Source organism: Actinomadura sp. NEAU-AAG7, from assembly GCF_018603865.1.
Classification (GTDB): Bacteria; Actinomycetota; Actinomycetes; order Streptosporangiales; family Streptosporangiaceae; genus Spirillospora; species Spirillospora litoris.
In genome coordinates this window covers 1,308,604-1,321,107 of record NZ_JAHFZY010000001.1, presented here as the reverse complement: position 1 = coordinate 1,321,107, position 12,504 = coordinate 1,308,604, and the positions used below count along the sequence as shown (strand labels likewise).

Genomic DNA, 12,504 nt, shown 5'->3' with positions numbered 1-12,504 from the left:
GGGAACCGGCAGTCATTCGGGGAACCACCCCGGGGTCCGGTTCCCGCGATGAGAGGGAGCGGGCACCGATGTCCGGTTCGACCAACGTGTCACCCCGGCTGGAACGGCGTGCGTGGGGTGTGCTGCTCGTGCTGTGCGGCGCGATCTTCCTGGAGGGGATCGACGTGGCGATGCTGAACGTGGCGCTGCCGTCGATCCGCGCCGACCTGGGCCTGTCCACGGGGATGCTCAGCGGGGTCGTCAGCGCCTACGTGCTGGGCTACGGCGGGTTCATGCTGCTGGGCGGACGCGCCGCCGATCTGCTGGGCCACCGCCGGATGTTCGTCCTGTGGCTGGCGGTCTTCCTGGTCTTCTCCGGGTTGGGCGGCCTGGCCACCGAGGGCTGGATGCTGCTGGTCGCCCGGTTCGTCACGGGGGTCGCGGCCGCGTTCATGGCCCCCGCCGGGCTGGCCCTGGTCACCCTGAGTTTTCCGGAGGGGCCCGCGCGCACGAAGGCGCTCGGGGTGTACGCGGGGACGGCCGCGGGAGGGTTCTCGCTCGGCGTGGTCGCGGGCGGCGCGCTCGCCTCGTTCGGGTGGCGGTGGGTGTTCTTCGCGCCGGTCCTCCTGTCGGCGCTGATCCTGGTGGCGGCCCTGGCCTTCGTCCGCGACACCGGCGGCGAGCGTCCCCCGGGCGGCTTCGACCTGGCCGGATCGTTCACCGTGACCGGCGCGATGCTGCTGCTGGTGTACGGGGTGGTCCGGCTGGAGCACCCCGGTGACGCTCCCGTCCTGACCGTCGGCGCGTTCGCGGCGGGCCTGGCGCTGCTGGGGCTGTTCATCGCGGTCGAGCGGCGGTCGGCGTCCCCGCTGCTGCGGTTGGGCATCCTGCGGACGGCGTCGCTGGTGCGCGTGAACGTGGCCGCGCTCCTGTTCCTCGCCGCGTTCGCGGGCTTCCAGTTCCTCGCCACCTTGTACTTCCAGGAGGTGCGCGGCTGGAACACGATGCAGACCGGCCTGGCCATGCTGGTGCTCGGTATCGACACCGTCCTGGCGCCTCTTTTGACGCCGCGCCTGGTGGGCCGCTTCGGCAACGCCCGCGTGCTGTTCGGCGGCATCGTGCTCGCCGCGGTCGCGTACGCGCTGTTCCTTCCCGTCGGGCTGGACTGGACCTACGCGGCCATGCTTCCGACGCTGATCCTGCTCGGGCTGGCCTTCTCGCTGACGTACGGGCCGCTGACCATGGCCGCCACCGAGGGCGTCGCCGAGGACGAACACGGCTTGGCGGGCGGTCTGCTCTACACCTCCATCCAGTTCGGGACGGCGCTCGGACTGTCGGCCGTCACCGCCGTCAGCGTCGCCGCCGGTTCGGGCCTGGACGCCCTGCGCACCGCGCTGATCGTCCCCGTGGCGGCGGCGGCGGTCGGCGCGATCGTCATCGCGTTCGGGCTTCGTACGCCCGCCATGCCGCCGAACGCGACCACCCCGGCCGAGTCCAGCGCGATCGCGGCTTGAGAAAGGAAGAGGAGAGCAATGGCCGACAAAGTGGCATCGTTCGCCGAGATCAAAGAACAGTTCGACACCTACATAGGCGACATCGTGTACGCGACCATGACCACCGTCGACACCAAGGGACGGCCTCGCGCGCGGGTGCTGATTCCGGTCTGGGAGACCGTGGACGGCGTGCCGGTGGGATGGCTGGCCACCTACAAGACGCCGGTCAAGGCCGCTCATCTGGCCGGGAACCCGCACACCACCTTCTCCTACTGGACGCCGAGGCAGAACGCGGTGAGCATCGACACCGTCGCCGCGTGGGTGGACGACCCGGACACAAAACAGCATGTGTGGGACCTGTACCAACGAACGAGTCCAAAGGGAGCCGGGTACGACCTGGGCAACTTCTGGCGCGGCGGGCCCGGCGATCCGGAACTGCACATCCTGCGGTTGGAACCCTGGCGCGTCCAGGTGATCAGGGGAACCGACCTGCACAGCAGAATCTGGCGCGCCACAGACGAAGGGTAAAAGGGCGGCGGCTTCTGCCAAGGAACAGATGTCGATCGTCCCCGCCGGGCAGCCGTCCAGCTCCGCTCGGCGGGGACACGTTATCGCGTCATCATGCGCTGACCGCCGCTTGCTCGGCGGCGGTCGGCCTTGGCGGGCCTGCTTCTTCAAGGAGTTCGGCAAGGGCGTTGAGCGCCGGGGTGGTGTGGTCGGTGCGCCAGACCAGGCCGAGCTGGCTCGTGGCCTCCAGGCCGCGTACCGGGATGTAGCGCAGGTCGGTGCGGGCGTGGTGTTCGGTCAGGGGGCGGCAGGCGAGCATGGCGTGGCGGCCCGAGGCGGCAAGGGCCAGGCCCTGCTGGACGGTGGTGATACCGGCCGTGGAAAGGATCGGCGCACCGGACGGCGTGACCGGCGGTGTCCGGGCGGCCTTCCAGTAGTCGGGGGCGTCACCGGTGCGGTGCAGCAGATCGAGGTCGGCCAACTCCTCCAGGTCGATGGTGTGCCGATCGGCCAGCGGGTGCTCGGTGCTGAGGACGATGAACTGGTCCTGGGCCGGGAACCGGAATCCGACGGTCAGTTCGGGCTCATGCACGGGCAGCTCCACGATCACGGCGTCCACCTCACCGTCGAGGACGGGGGTGAACGGTGAGCCCAGCGGGAGATCGTGGGTGTGCACGGCCACCCCGTGCAGGTCGTGCAGGGCGCGGAAGGTCGAGGTGATCTCTTCGTAGACCATGCCGGTGAACCCGATTCGCAACTCTTCCAGGGCACCGCGCATCGCCCGTTCCCGGGCGCGGTCGAAGGTCCGCAGCAGCGTCCGGTAGGCGGGACGGACCTCCTTGACGAACTGCGCCCCGGCCCGTGTGAGGGAGACCCGGCGGCTGGTGCGGGCGACCAGTCGCGCGCCGACGCGCGATTCCAGCGTGGCGACGAGCTGGCTGACCCGCGACTGGGAGTAGCCCAGCCGTTCGGCGGTGCGTCCGAAGTGGAGTTCCTCGGCCAGGATGATCAGGCACTCGATCTGTTGCAGGTGCGCCTGGTGCATCGTGGGAAGCCCGGTGGTCATATGACCGAGTGTAAGGACCGATCGATCAGCCTGGCTAATCGATCAATGAGGAGATCGGTGTTGTTCCGGCGCGTCGGTGGCGATGGGCTGGGGGGCATGAGTTCTCTGGATGCGGCCCGTGACGAGCGAACGCCCCTGCCCGGGTGGGTCGCCGTCGGGGTGCTGACGCTGAGCACGTTCCTGGTGGTGACCTCCGAGATGCTCCCGGTCGGGGTGCTCACCCCGATGGCCGACGGGCTGGGCGTCTCCTCGGGCGCGATGGGCACCAGCCTGACGATCACCGGCCTGGTCTCCGCGCTGACCGCCCCGCTGGTGCCGCGCCTGCTGGGGAACCTTGACCGCCGGGTGGTGCTGGCGGTGGCGATGGTGGTGCTCGCCGCCGGCAACGGGCTGACCGCGATCGCCGGCGGGTTCGGGATGCTGGTCGTCTCGCGGATCGTCCTCGGTATCGGGATGGGGACCGTCTGGGGCATGGCCGCGGCGGTGGCGACCCGCCTGGTCGCGCCGCGCGACATCGCCCTGGCGGTCTCCTTCGCCGTCAGCGGCGTGGCCTCGGCCTCCGTGCTCGGCGTCCCGCTGGGCACCTTCGTGGGCAACGCCTTCGGATGGCGGACGGCCTTCGGTGCCCTCGCGGCCCTGTCGCTGCTCCTCGTCCCGGCCCTGGCGCTGACGCTGCCGAGGCTGCGTCGTCCGGCGGCGACCGGCGACGAAGCCGGGGCCGGACGGCGCCGGTCACTGGCGCGTCCGGCGGTCGTCTCCGGGCTGGTCGTGGTGGTGCTGCTGGTCACCGCGCACTTCGCCGCCTACACCTACGTCCGTCCCGCGCTCGAAGAACTCCCCTGCATGTCGGCGAACGCGATCGCCCTGTCGCTGCTCCTCTACGGCGTGTTCGGGCTGATCGGCAACTTCGCCGCCGGGGCCGCCGCCGGACGCCGCCCCCGGCGGACGGTGCTGCTCCTGGCCGCGGGCATCACCGCGGCGCTCATGATCCTGGCCCTGTTCGGCACCACCGCGCTGGTCGCGGGCCTGGCGATCGCGCTGTGGGGCGCGGCCTACGGCGGCGTCTCGGTCGGTGGACAACTGTGGATGTCGGCCGCCGCCCACGACCGGGTCGAGCACGTCACCGGCCTGTACGTCGGGGTGTTCACCGCTTCCATCGCCCTGGGCGCCTTCGCCGGCGGCCTGATCGTCGAGGGCGCGGGAATCGTGCCACTGCTGTGGAGCACCGCCGCCCTGGCACTGGCCTCCCTAGTGGTCGGCCCCATCGGCCGCGGCCCGAGCAGACCGCAACCCAGCAAACCCCCCACCTCCCCCGACCTGGCCCGGCACGCTTGATCAATGTGTCCGTTCTGCTCAGGCGCGCTCCCCTACACTCTCGCCAATGAGCGGAAGGCTCTCCCGCGGCTTCATGGGCTGCGCGGCGGCCCTGGCGGCCGTCCTGCTCGCGGGTGTTCTCTTACTGGTCGTGTGGTCGTCATCGCGGTGCGGCGAAGCGGAGCCCGGTGAAGTCCAGGTCGTCAACGGCACCGGCGGTGGCGTCCGCCTTCGGCTGCGCTACGACTCCGGCGCGACCAGCGAGGCGATACCGCTGTCACCAGGACAGGCCATTCACATGGCGGCCTCATGCGCTCCCACGGCGTTCGTCGCGACGGCCCCCGACGGCCGCACCGCCACCTACGGCCCTCCGGTCTGTCCCGGAGGGCCCTGGTACATCCGCTTCCCCGGAGCCGAGTCGCCATGACGGTCGATCGCCTCGCCCGGCTCGCTCCGGCGGCGCTGCTGTTACTGACAGCGTCCGCGTGTTGCGCGCCCGGCGAAGGGCCGAGCGTCATCACCGTCATCAACGACAGTCCCGTCGCCGTGAGAGTCTGGCGCCAGTACGGGACCGGGACGGCGGACGGACGGTCGATGCGTGTCCGGCCCGGGGAGATCACCCGCCTTCCCGCGCCGTCCTCCTGCGCCCCCGACACCTACTTCGCGCGGGCGGGCGATGGGCGCACGGTCAGCGACGGGCCCCCTGTCTGCCCGGACGCGACCTGGCGGATCACCCTGCCGACGCCGGGACCGACCGCGTCGCCCACGTCCAGCTAGGACGCGTCCCCCGGCCCGACGCACCGTTCATGACCGGTCCTCGCCTCTGGCCTCCAGGGCCTCGGCGACCTGGCGGTGCACCCGTGTCAGCACGATGACCAGCACCACGAGGATGACGTCCAGGATCAGGACGGAGACCAGGGGAGACAGCCACCGCGCCGCGACTCCGGCGGCGGCGCAGGCGGCGCAGGCGAGGAGCCGGGCGGCCCACGCGCGTCCCGTGGTGACGTAGTACCACCACGCCTGCGCCACCAGGTACAGGATCGGGCCTCCGAACATGAGCAGGCTCAGCCGGACGGTCCCGGCCCCGGAGGCGTGGCCGATCACCAGCCCCGATCCGACCGCCAGGGCCACCAGGCCGGTCAGCGTGCCGTAGGTGCTGTTCACCGCGCGGTGGATCGACCGCATCGGGTCGGACGTGGACGCGACCTGCCGCGTCACGATCTCCTCGCCGCCGAGGAAGTAGGTGGCCCACAGGCACGCCGGCGCGACGAACACGCCGAGGGCCGCGGCCACCGTCGGCGCGTCGACCGGTGCGTCGGTGATCGACGAGCCGATCGTCAGCACGGTCTCGCCGAGTTGCAGGATGAGGAACAGGCGGATGCGCTCCACCATGTGCTCGGCGTCGAACACGAAGTACCGGGACGGGAAGACCCGGCCGGGCAGCGGGTGCCGCAGCCATGTGCCGGCCAGATCGACCGCGGCCGCGGCGGCCCACCAGGCGATCCGGGCGTCATGGTCCACCGCGGCCCCGACCAGCCACAGCGGGACGGAGACGGCCGCCCAGATCAGGACCCGGTGGTAGTGGCTGCGCAGTACGGCCACCGACGCCGTCACGGCGGCCGTCGTGCCGGTCAGCAGCAGGATCGCCACGAGCGGCACCACGAACGCCCACGGACGGCCCGCGAACGCGTGCGGGATCTGGGCGTTCATGAACAGGCCGAGGCCCATCACCACCAGCACGAGCCCTCGGGTCTGGGCCCGCGTGATGTCCAGGAAGGTGGCGTCGAAGCTGGTGAGGACCCATGTGCCGAGGACCGCGACGACCATCACGGCGGTCTCGGCGGCGCCGCGCCAGGACAGCTCGGTGTGCAGGTGCTCCGCGAGCTGCCCGACGGCGAAGACGAAGACCACGTCGAAGAACAGCTCCAGCGGGGACACGGCGCGGCGCGGCCCCGCGTCGGCGACCGCGCTCACGTCGGGAGGTCCGTCGGAGACGCGACACGAACCTCACTCAAGGTCAGCATGAAGTCACGTTAGGTCATCACCAGCGGCGATGGGACGAGGTGTGAACCAGCCCCATCGGGCATAGCGGCCAAAAGGACCGTTGACCACTGCGAAGACGGGAATGGATCATGGCTGTCTCCAGCACTCCGATGAACCTCACCCAGGCCGCCCACGTCGGGATCTCGGTCTCGGACCTGGACGCGTCGATCGCGTTCTACAGGGCCCTCACGGGACGGGACCCCATCGTCGCGGACGAGACCATGCGCAGCGTGCCGTTCGGCGGGACGCAGGGCCTGCCCAACGCCGAGCTCCGGTACGCCACGTTCAACCTCGACAACATCGGGATCGACCTCATCCAGTTCCAGGACCCGGTCGGCACGCCGACGCACGGGGCGGCCAACCGTCCGGGCTCCATGCACCTGTGCTTCGAGGTCGAGGACTTCGACGCGGTGCACCGGCGCATGGAGGAGGCGGGCTACGGCTTCCTCGGGGACGACTACACCTTCGTCGCGGGCGAGGTCACCCCCGATGAGGCACTCGGCACCCAGGTCGCCTACTTCAACGACCCGGACGGCACCAACCTGGAGATCATCCGGCCCAGGGGCGGGTTCGCCAACTAGCGCGGACTCACCAGGGGATGACACCGTCGTCCTCGAAGAAGGAGCCGGTCGGGCCTCCGTCGGGCATCGTGGCGAGCCGGATCGCGATCGCCGCGCCCTGCGCGGCGGTGCGGGGCGCCTGGAAGCCGGTGAAGTCGGTCGCGACCAGTCCGGGGCAGGCGGCGTTGACCAGGAGGTTCGTCCCGGCGAAGTGCCGGGCGTAGTGCACGGTGACGGCGTTGAGGAACGACTTCGTCGGCGAGTACGCCGCCATGACGGGGCCGACCTCGACCTCCGGATCCGTCTGCCGCGTGAGGGAGCCGACGGAACTGGACATGTTGACGATGCGCGGCGACGGCGCGCGCCGCAGCATCGGCAGCATCGCGTTGGTCACCCGGATGACGCCGATGACGTTGGTCTCGACATTGGCGCGGACGACGTCGAGGTCGAGCGTGGTCGGGTCCTGCACCCATCCCGGGCCCGCCTCGCCTGAGATTCCGGCGTTGTTGACCAGGACGTCCAGGCGTCCGGCCCGGCGTTCGATCAGTTTCGCGGCGTCGGCGGCGCTCTGGTCGCCGGTCACGTCCAGGGGGACGCCGAAAGCGTCCGCCCCGGCGGCGCGCAGTTTCCCGACGGCGGACTCGCGGCGTCCTTCGTCGCGGGCTCCCACGCCCACGCGGTATCCGAGGGCGCCCAGGCCGGCCGCGATCTCGTATCCGATCCCCTTGTTCGCGCCGGTCACCAGCGCGACTCTCGCTTCGCTCATGCGTCGATGCTCGCCCGCGACCGAGCGGCGGCTCCAACACCGATGAAGTGCGCTGTGATACCGGGGAGGTATCACCGCATACGCTCCGCCCATGGACACCTTGGAGACGCGCGAGCTGAGGTACTTCATGGCGGTCGCGGAGGAACTGCACTTCGGACGTGCCGCCGCGCGCCTCGGCATGGCGCAGCCGCCGCTGTCCCGGGCCGTCCAGCGGCTCGAACGGCGCCTCGGTGTCACGCTGCTGGAACGCGACCGGCGCGGCGTCGCCCTGACCGGCGCCGGAACGGTGCTGCTGGACGAGGCCCGCGCGGCCCTCGACGCGGTCACCGCCGCCGCCCGCCGCACCCGGCGCGCCGGAGGTTCGGGCTCCGGCGAGCGCCTGGTGCTGGCGGTGAAGGCCGCCGCGTCCCACGAACTGCTGAGCAAACTCCTGGACGCCTATGCCGCCGAGCCCGGCGCCGCCGGGATCGAGGTGCTGCCGAGCGGCATCTGCGAGCAGGGGGAGATGCTGCGCGACGGCCGCGCCGACGTGGCGCTCATGCACACGCCGTTCAACTCCCTCGCCGGTTTCGACAGCGAGGAACTGCTGACCGAGGGGCAGATCGCCATCCTGCCCGCAGGGCACCCGCTCGCCGCGCGCGGAACACTTTCGCTGGACGAGGTCGGCGACATTCCCGACCTGCCGCTGGCCCGCTGGGCCCGCCACGGCGTGTTTCCACCCGGTCCGGGCCCCGAAATCCACGACATGACCCAACTGGCCCAGCTGATCGCCCTCGGACGCACCGCGGCCGTTATCCCCGAATCCGCCCGCGCCTGGCTTTGGGCCGAGCACGCCGCCGTGCCCCTGAACGACGCGCCCGCCGTCGTCACGCATATCGTCTGGCCCGCCCACAGCCGTTCCCGCGCCCTCGCCGAACTCATCCGCACGGCCACACGGCTCTAATACGGCCCGCCCTCGGACGGCGCGGCAACCAGATTTCCCCTGGTTAGGGCGTTCGTTTCCGACCTCCCCGAAATGACGCGACCCCGGCGGCCTTCCCGCTCTATGATCCTTGCACTCCGGGTGCGAGTTCGAGGGGATCTCATGGGGTCGAAAGCCAAGCTGCGGGGCCATCTCAGCGCTGATTTGCAACACGGGGAGACCATCGAAGTCATCACCGTCGCCCAGCTCAAACAGGGGATGAAACAGCACCTGGGCAAGAATCTGGCGGCCGGTGTGGCCGCGGGGCTGGTGACGACGGCGGTCACCGGGGGCGGCAGCCTGTTCGTCTATGCCGCGATACCGGCGGTGTGGGTCGTGGTGACCTCTCAGCGCGTCCTGATGTACGCCAAGACCGGCAGCGCCTCCAAGCCCGGCGAGATGGTGTTCGCCGCGCCTCGCCAGGCCCTCGGCGCCGAAGCGAGGTCCGGGCTGCTCACCCAGGTCGTCATCGCCGACCGCGGCGACGGCCGATCACTGGTGCGGCTGAACCTGGGCCTCAGGAGAAAGGCCGCCAACCGCATCGTCCTTTCCATCGGAGGTTGACAGGGTCGGGCGGCCACTCGCCGGAATGCCCGCTCCAGCCGTATCGAAGCGTTCCGTCATGGCGGGCGGACTCTGCGCGATATCCGCTGTTCAGGTCGTTTGCAACGGCCTGCGGCGGCTGACTTTAGAGCGATCTGACAGGCTCAGAGATCGCTCGACAGTTCCACGGTAAACCGAAGGCCATATTCGCACGTCCTGCTTGCGAATGTTGACCAATTGGACTCCTACCCTCAGTTGAGGTGATGGCGTGAAAAGTCATGTCGGCATCACCGCCTCGGTCGCGTTGACCCTGGCGGCGAGTACGGTGGCGGCCGTTTCCGGGGCGAGTGCGGCCGTCGCGGGAACGAGCTACACCGAACGTGCGCCAAGACCCTACGAAGTGACCTCCAAACGTCCGAAGGCGCCGTTCGCGGTCGCCCCGCGGCGCCTGAACGTCCCGCTGGCCTGGTCGAAGACCGCCGCCAAGCCGGTCAGCCGGGCTATCACTTACCGCAACAACACGCGCAAGGCCATGCAGGTGCGGCTGAAAGTGAACCTGCGCGACCGTTCCGGACGCGCGGTCCCCGCCGCACTGGCGAGGTTGTCGACGACCTCCCTGACCGTCCAGGCCGGACGGGAGGCCGGGGTCGACCTGGAACTGCGTCGCGACGGGACCAAGCCCGGCGCCTACCACGGCACCGTCCAGGTCTCCTCCGCCGCGGGCGAGCCGCTCGGTTCCACGGCGGTGTCGGTCGACCTCCGGGCACCGGTCCCCGCCCCCGCCGCCGCGGTCGGGCCCGTCACCGCGTCCGCGAACTCCATCGTCGCCGACCTCGCCTCACCCGGCATTCCGGACCTGACGCGGCGCTACCCGCTCACCTACCGCAACACCGGGACGAAGCCGGTCACGCTGCGGCTGGCCGCCGACATGAACGGCCCCGGCGGCGAGCCGACCCCGGCTCCCGCGGCGCTCCTCCAGGTGCCCGGCCAGGTGACCGTTCCCGCCCGGGGCACCGCGAAGGTGACGCTGACCTTCCGGGGCGCGAAGATCCCGCACGGCCGCTACCTCGGTGCCCTGGTCGCGACCGGCACCGACGGAACCACGAAGGTGACGACCACGCTCGTGGCCGACGTCGGCCGAGAGAAGTACAGCGTCGCGGTCAACCTGCTCGACCGCGACGGCGCCGTGCCGACCCAGCCGACCTGGGTCTACGCCTGGGGCGTCTCGGACGGCGGGCGCTGGGAGCGCAAGGTCGTGAACGGCGAGGACGTCTTCGAACTGCCGCCCGGCACCTACGACATCACCACCGCGATCACCACCGGCGCGGGCGAGACCCTGATCAACCACCGGGTCACGGTCGACGACTGGGACCTCGACCTGCGAATGGACGCCCGCGAGGGCAGGCCGGTCGAGCTGAGCCCCCAGGGCATCGGCGTTCCCGGCGAGATCGAGGCCTGGTACGACACCCCCTGGTACAGCTTCAACGCCGTGGGGCCCGAGGGTTCGGTCTTCGCCGTCTGGCACGGCCCGGACGAGGTCAAGGACAACGTCGGCTTCCAGGTCACGGGGTGGGGCAAGCGCGACGCCACCGGCGGCCCGGGAGAGGCCTACATCCTGAGGCGGCGCTTCGACGGACGGATCCCGTCCGCCACCGTGTGGCACCCGAGTCCGGACGAGCTGAGCGTGACCCGCAACCACTTCCGTTCGGTGAACCTCTCCGGCTCCGGCGAGCTCAAGGTCACGGGGGGTCTTGTCGACGAGATGCGGTTGAAGGTGACCCTCCCGCAGACCGTCACCACCTACATCGAGCCGGGCCTGGTCTACAGCCGGGAGCTGGGTTACGGAATCGAGTACGGGAAGTGGGCGGAGATCGCCGACTACCGGATCGAGGCGCAACGGGGGGAACGCGACGACGTCTGGAACGGCGCGGTCCTCGCCCCGGGCGCCTTCGCCGAGAACAGGCCGTACCGCGGTTCGAACGGTCAACTGTCGGTGTCCGCCTACGACCAGTACACCGACGCGTCCGGACGGACCGGCTCGATGGACCGGACGGCCAACGCGTTCACCCTCACCGCGGACGGCCAGACGATCGGCACCGGTACGGGACAGCTGTATGCCACCCTCCCGCCTGAGTCCAAGCGCTACACCCTCACCTGGAACCGCACCGCCCACCCCGAGATCGCCAAGTTCTCCACCGCGATCACGACCGAATGGTCGTTCGAGTCGCACCACATCGAGTGGCAGAGCCAGATCCTTCCGCTGCACCTGCTGCGGCTCGCGGTGCCGGGTCTGGACGACGCCAACACCGCAGCGCCGGGCTCCCGCACACAGATCCCGGTGAAGGTGGAGCCGGTCACGGGCCTGCCCGCACCCGAGATCACTTCAATGTCGGTCGAGACGTCCGCCGATGACGGCAAGACCTGGCAGGCGGCCTCGGCCGCGGAAGAAGGCGGCAACTGGACCGCGACCGTGACCAACCCGGACACTCCCGGCTTCGTCTCCCTGCGGATCAAGGCGGCCGACGCCGACGGCAACACCGTGAGCCAGACGTTCATCCGCGCCTACGGGGTGAGGGCCTGATGCGCCGATTCACGATCTTCACAGCGACCGCCGGGGCTCTCGTGGCGTTGCTGCCCCTCCAGGCCGGCCCGGCGGCCGCGGCCCCGGCCACCGGCACCGCGCGCGCCTGCGATCCCCATCTGACCGGGTTCTCCCTCCCGACCCCCGACCTCTTCACCGCCGACGAGGTGACGGGCACGGTCCAGGCGAGCTGCGCCCCGTCCGAGGACATCGCGGTGGGCCTCGCCACCGGCGACCGGCGCGTGACGGTGCCGCCGCTCGCGATCGTCCCGGCCGGGCGGACGACCGCCGCGTTCCCGCTCAAGGTCAGGGAGGCGCCATCCGACCGGTTCACCACCAAGGTGGCCGCGCGGTACGGCGCCGACCTCCTCGCCCAGCCCGTGACGGTCAGCCCCGGCCTCAAGGCGTTCACGCTGCGCCCCGAGTCGGACGGCGTATACGTGTACGGGGAGATCTCGCTCTGGGGACTCTCCCCGACGGGCGGAACCGTCGTGCGCCTCACGAGCGACAGTCCTCTGCTCAATCCGCCCGCCACCAAGACGGTCCGTCCGAACGTGCTGGGAGAGGACTTCCGCTTCGCGGCCGAGAGGGTGACCTCGCCTCAGAAGGTTCATGTCACCGCCACAGTCGGAACTCGGACGATGACCGCTGAAGTCACGCTGGTCCCGTCCGCCTGACACGTTGGAAGGAG

The 12,504-nt window shown here is 70.6% G+C and carries 13 protein-coding genes; 10 read left to right on the top strand and 3 right to left on the bottom strand.

Features of this window, described 5'->3' with window-relative positions; translation table 11 throughout:
* The first annotated feature begins 68 nt into the window (after nucleotides 1–68).
* A complete protein-coding gene (locus tag KLI87_RS06055) occupies nucleotides 69–1,493 on the top strand; it encodes an MFS transporter (protein WP_214616122.1) in 1,425 nt (474 codons plus the stop codon).
* Between the two features lie 18 nt (nucleotides 1,494–1,511).
* The gene (locus KLI87_RS06050) at nucleotides 1,512–2,000 is read left to right on the top strand and encodes a pyridoxamine 5'-phosphate oxidase family protein (protein WP_214616121.1); all 489 of its coding nucleotides are present in this window, start codon (nucleotides 1,512–1,514) and stop codon (nucleotides 1,998–2,000) included.
* 91 nt (nucleotides 2,001–2,091) lie between these two features.
* Here KLI87_RS06050 and KLI87_RS06045 read toward each other — a convergent pair whose 3' ends face one another.
* The gene (locus KLI87_RS06045; protein WP_250903487.1) at nucleotides 2,092–3,045 is read right to left on the bottom strand and encodes a LysR family transcriptional regulator; all 954 of its coding nucleotides are present in this window, start codon (nucleotides 3,043–3,045) and stop codon (nucleotides 2,092–2,094) included.
* A gap of 96 nt (nucleotides 3,046–3,141) precedes the next feature.
* Here KLI87_RS06045 and KLI87_RS06040 point away from each other — a divergent pair, with 96 nt between their 5' ends.
* Genes KLI87_RS06040 through KLI87_RS06030 form a run of 3 tightly spaced genes read left to right on the top strand, consistent with a single transcriptional unit; the run spans nucleotide 3,142 to nucleotide 5,136 of the window.
* A complete protein-coding gene (locus KLI87_RS06040; RefSeq protein ID WP_214616120.1) occupies nucleotides 3,142–4,380 on the top strand; it encodes an MFS transporter in 1,239 nt (412 codons plus the stop codon).
* A gap of 46 nt (nucleotides 4,381–4,426) precedes the next feature.
* Nucleotides 4,427–4,786 carry a hypothetical protein gene (locus KLI87_RS06035; protein ID WP_156214478.1) on the top strand — a complete coding sequence of 120 codons (360 nt, stop codon included), beginning with the start codon at nucleotides 4,427–4,429 and terminating at the stop codon, nucleotides 4,784–4,786.
* Nucleotides 4,783–5,136: a hypothetical protein gene (locus tag KLI87_RS06030; RefSeq protein ID WP_214616119.1), complete on the top strand. Its 354-nt coding sequence runs from the start codon at nucleotides 4,783–4,785 to the stop codon at nucleotides 5,134–5,136. The genes KLI87_RS06035 and KLI87_RS06030 overlap by 4 nt, the downstream gene beginning before the upstream one ends.
* A gap of 27 nt (nucleotides 5,137–5,163) precedes the next feature.
* On the opposite strand, the gene KLI87_RS06025 is transcribed toward KLI87_RS06030, so the two are convergent.
* Nucleotides 5,164–6,333 (bottom strand): low temperature requirement protein A, encoded by a 1,170-nt coding sequence (locus KLI87_RS06025; RefSeq protein WP_214616118.1) that lies wholly within the window; start codon nucleotides 6,331–6,333, stop codon nucleotides 5,164–5,166.
* A gap of 158 nt (nucleotides 6,334–6,491) precedes the next feature.
* On the opposite strand from KLI87_RS06025, the gene KLI87_RS06020 reads away from it, so the two are divergent.
* Complete coding sequence (locus KLI87_RS06020) at nucleotides 6,492–6,983, top strand: VOC family protein (RefSeq protein WP_156214479.1); 492 nt, start codon at nucleotides 6,492–6,494, stop codon at nucleotides 6,981–6,983.
* A 7-nt stretch (nucleotides 6,984–6,990) separates the two neighbouring features.
* Here KLI87_RS06020 and KLI87_RS06015 read toward each other — a convergent pair whose 3' ends face one another.
* Nucleotides 6,991–7,728 carry an SDR family oxidoreductase gene (locus KLI87_RS06015; protein WP_214616117.1) on the bottom strand — a complete coding sequence of 246 codons (738 nt, stop codon included), beginning with the start codon at nucleotides 7,726–7,728 and terminating at the stop codon, nucleotides 6,991–6,993.
* Between the two features lie 91 nt (nucleotides 7,729–7,819).
* On the opposite strand from KLI87_RS06015, the gene KLI87_RS06010 reads away from it, so the two are divergent.
* From KLI87_RS06010 to KLI87_RS05995, 4 genes are all read left to right on the top strand, one after another.
* Nucleotides 7,820–8,671 (top strand): LysR family transcriptional regulator, encoded by an 852-nt coding sequence (locus tag KLI87_RS06010; protein ID WP_214616116.1) that lies wholly within the window; start codon nucleotides 7,820–7,822, stop codon nucleotides 8,669–8,671.
* Between the two features lie 141 nt (nucleotides 8,672–8,812).
* Complete coding sequence (locus KLI87_RS06005) at nucleotides 8,813–9,253, top strand: hypothetical protein (RefSeq protein ID WP_214616115.1); 441 nt, start codon at nucleotides 8,813–8,815, stop codon at nucleotides 9,251–9,253.
* A gap of 379 nt (nucleotides 9,254–9,632) precedes the next feature.
* Entirely contained in the window at nucleotides 9,633–11,813 is a 2,181-nt protein-coding gene (locus KLI87_RS06000) for a hypothetical protein (protein ID WP_214616114.1), read from the top strand.
* Nucleotides 11,813–12,490 carry a hypothetical protein gene (locus tag KLI87_RS05995; protein ID WP_214616113.1) on the top strand — a complete coding sequence of 226 codons (678 nt, stop codon included), beginning with the start codon at nucleotides 11,813–11,815 and terminating at the stop codon, nucleotides 12,488–12,490. The genes KLI87_RS06000 and KLI87_RS05995 overlap by 1 nt, the downstream gene beginning before the upstream one ends.
* Nucleotides 12,491–12,504: the final 14 nt, after the last annotated feature.

Coding starts and splice junctions, on each gene's coding strand:
- KLI87_RS06050 (WP_214616121.1), top strand. CDS start 1,512: ATGGCCGACAAAGTGGCATCGTTCGCCGAGATCAAAGAACAGTTCGAC.
- KLI87_RS05995 (WP_214616113.1), top strand. CDS start 11,813: ATGCGCCGATTCACGATCTTCACAGCGACCGCCGGGGCTCTCGTGGCG.
- KLI87_RS06055 (WP_214616122.1), top strand. CDS start 69: ATGTCCGGTTCGACCAACGTGTCACCCCGGCTGGAACGGCGTGCGTGG.
- KLI87_RS06020 (WP_156214479.1), top strand. CDS start 6,492: ATGGCTGTCTCCAGCACTCCGATGAACCTCACCCAGGCCGCCCACGTC.
- KLI87_RS06030 (WP_214616119.1), top strand. CDS start 4,783: ATGACGGTCGATCGCCTCGCCCGGCTCGCTCCGGCGGCGCTGCTGTTA.
- KLI87_RS06005 (WP_214616115.1), top strand. CDS start 8,813: ATGGGGTCGAAAGCCAAGCTGCGGGGCCATCTCAGCGCTGATTTGCAA.
- KLI87_RS06015 (WP_214616117.1), bottom strand. CDS start 7,728: ATGAGCGAAGCGAGAGTCGCGCTGGTGACCGGCGCGAACAAGGGGATC.
- KLI87_RS06010 (WP_214616116.1), top strand. CDS start 7,820: ATGGACACCTTGGAGACGCGCGAGCTGAGGTACTTCATGGCGGTCGCG.
- KLI87_RS06045 (WP_250903487.1), bottom strand. CDS start 3,045: ATGACCACCGGGCTTCCCACGATGCACCAGGCGCACCTGCAACAGATC.
- KLI87_RS06040 (WP_214616120.1), top strand. CDS start 3,142: ATGAGTTCTCTGGATGCGGCCCGTGACGAGCGAACGCCCCTGCCCGGG.
- KLI87_RS06035 (WP_156214478.1), top strand. CDS start 4,427: ATGAGCGGAAGGCTCTCCCGCGGCTTCATGGGCTGCGCGGCGGCCCTG.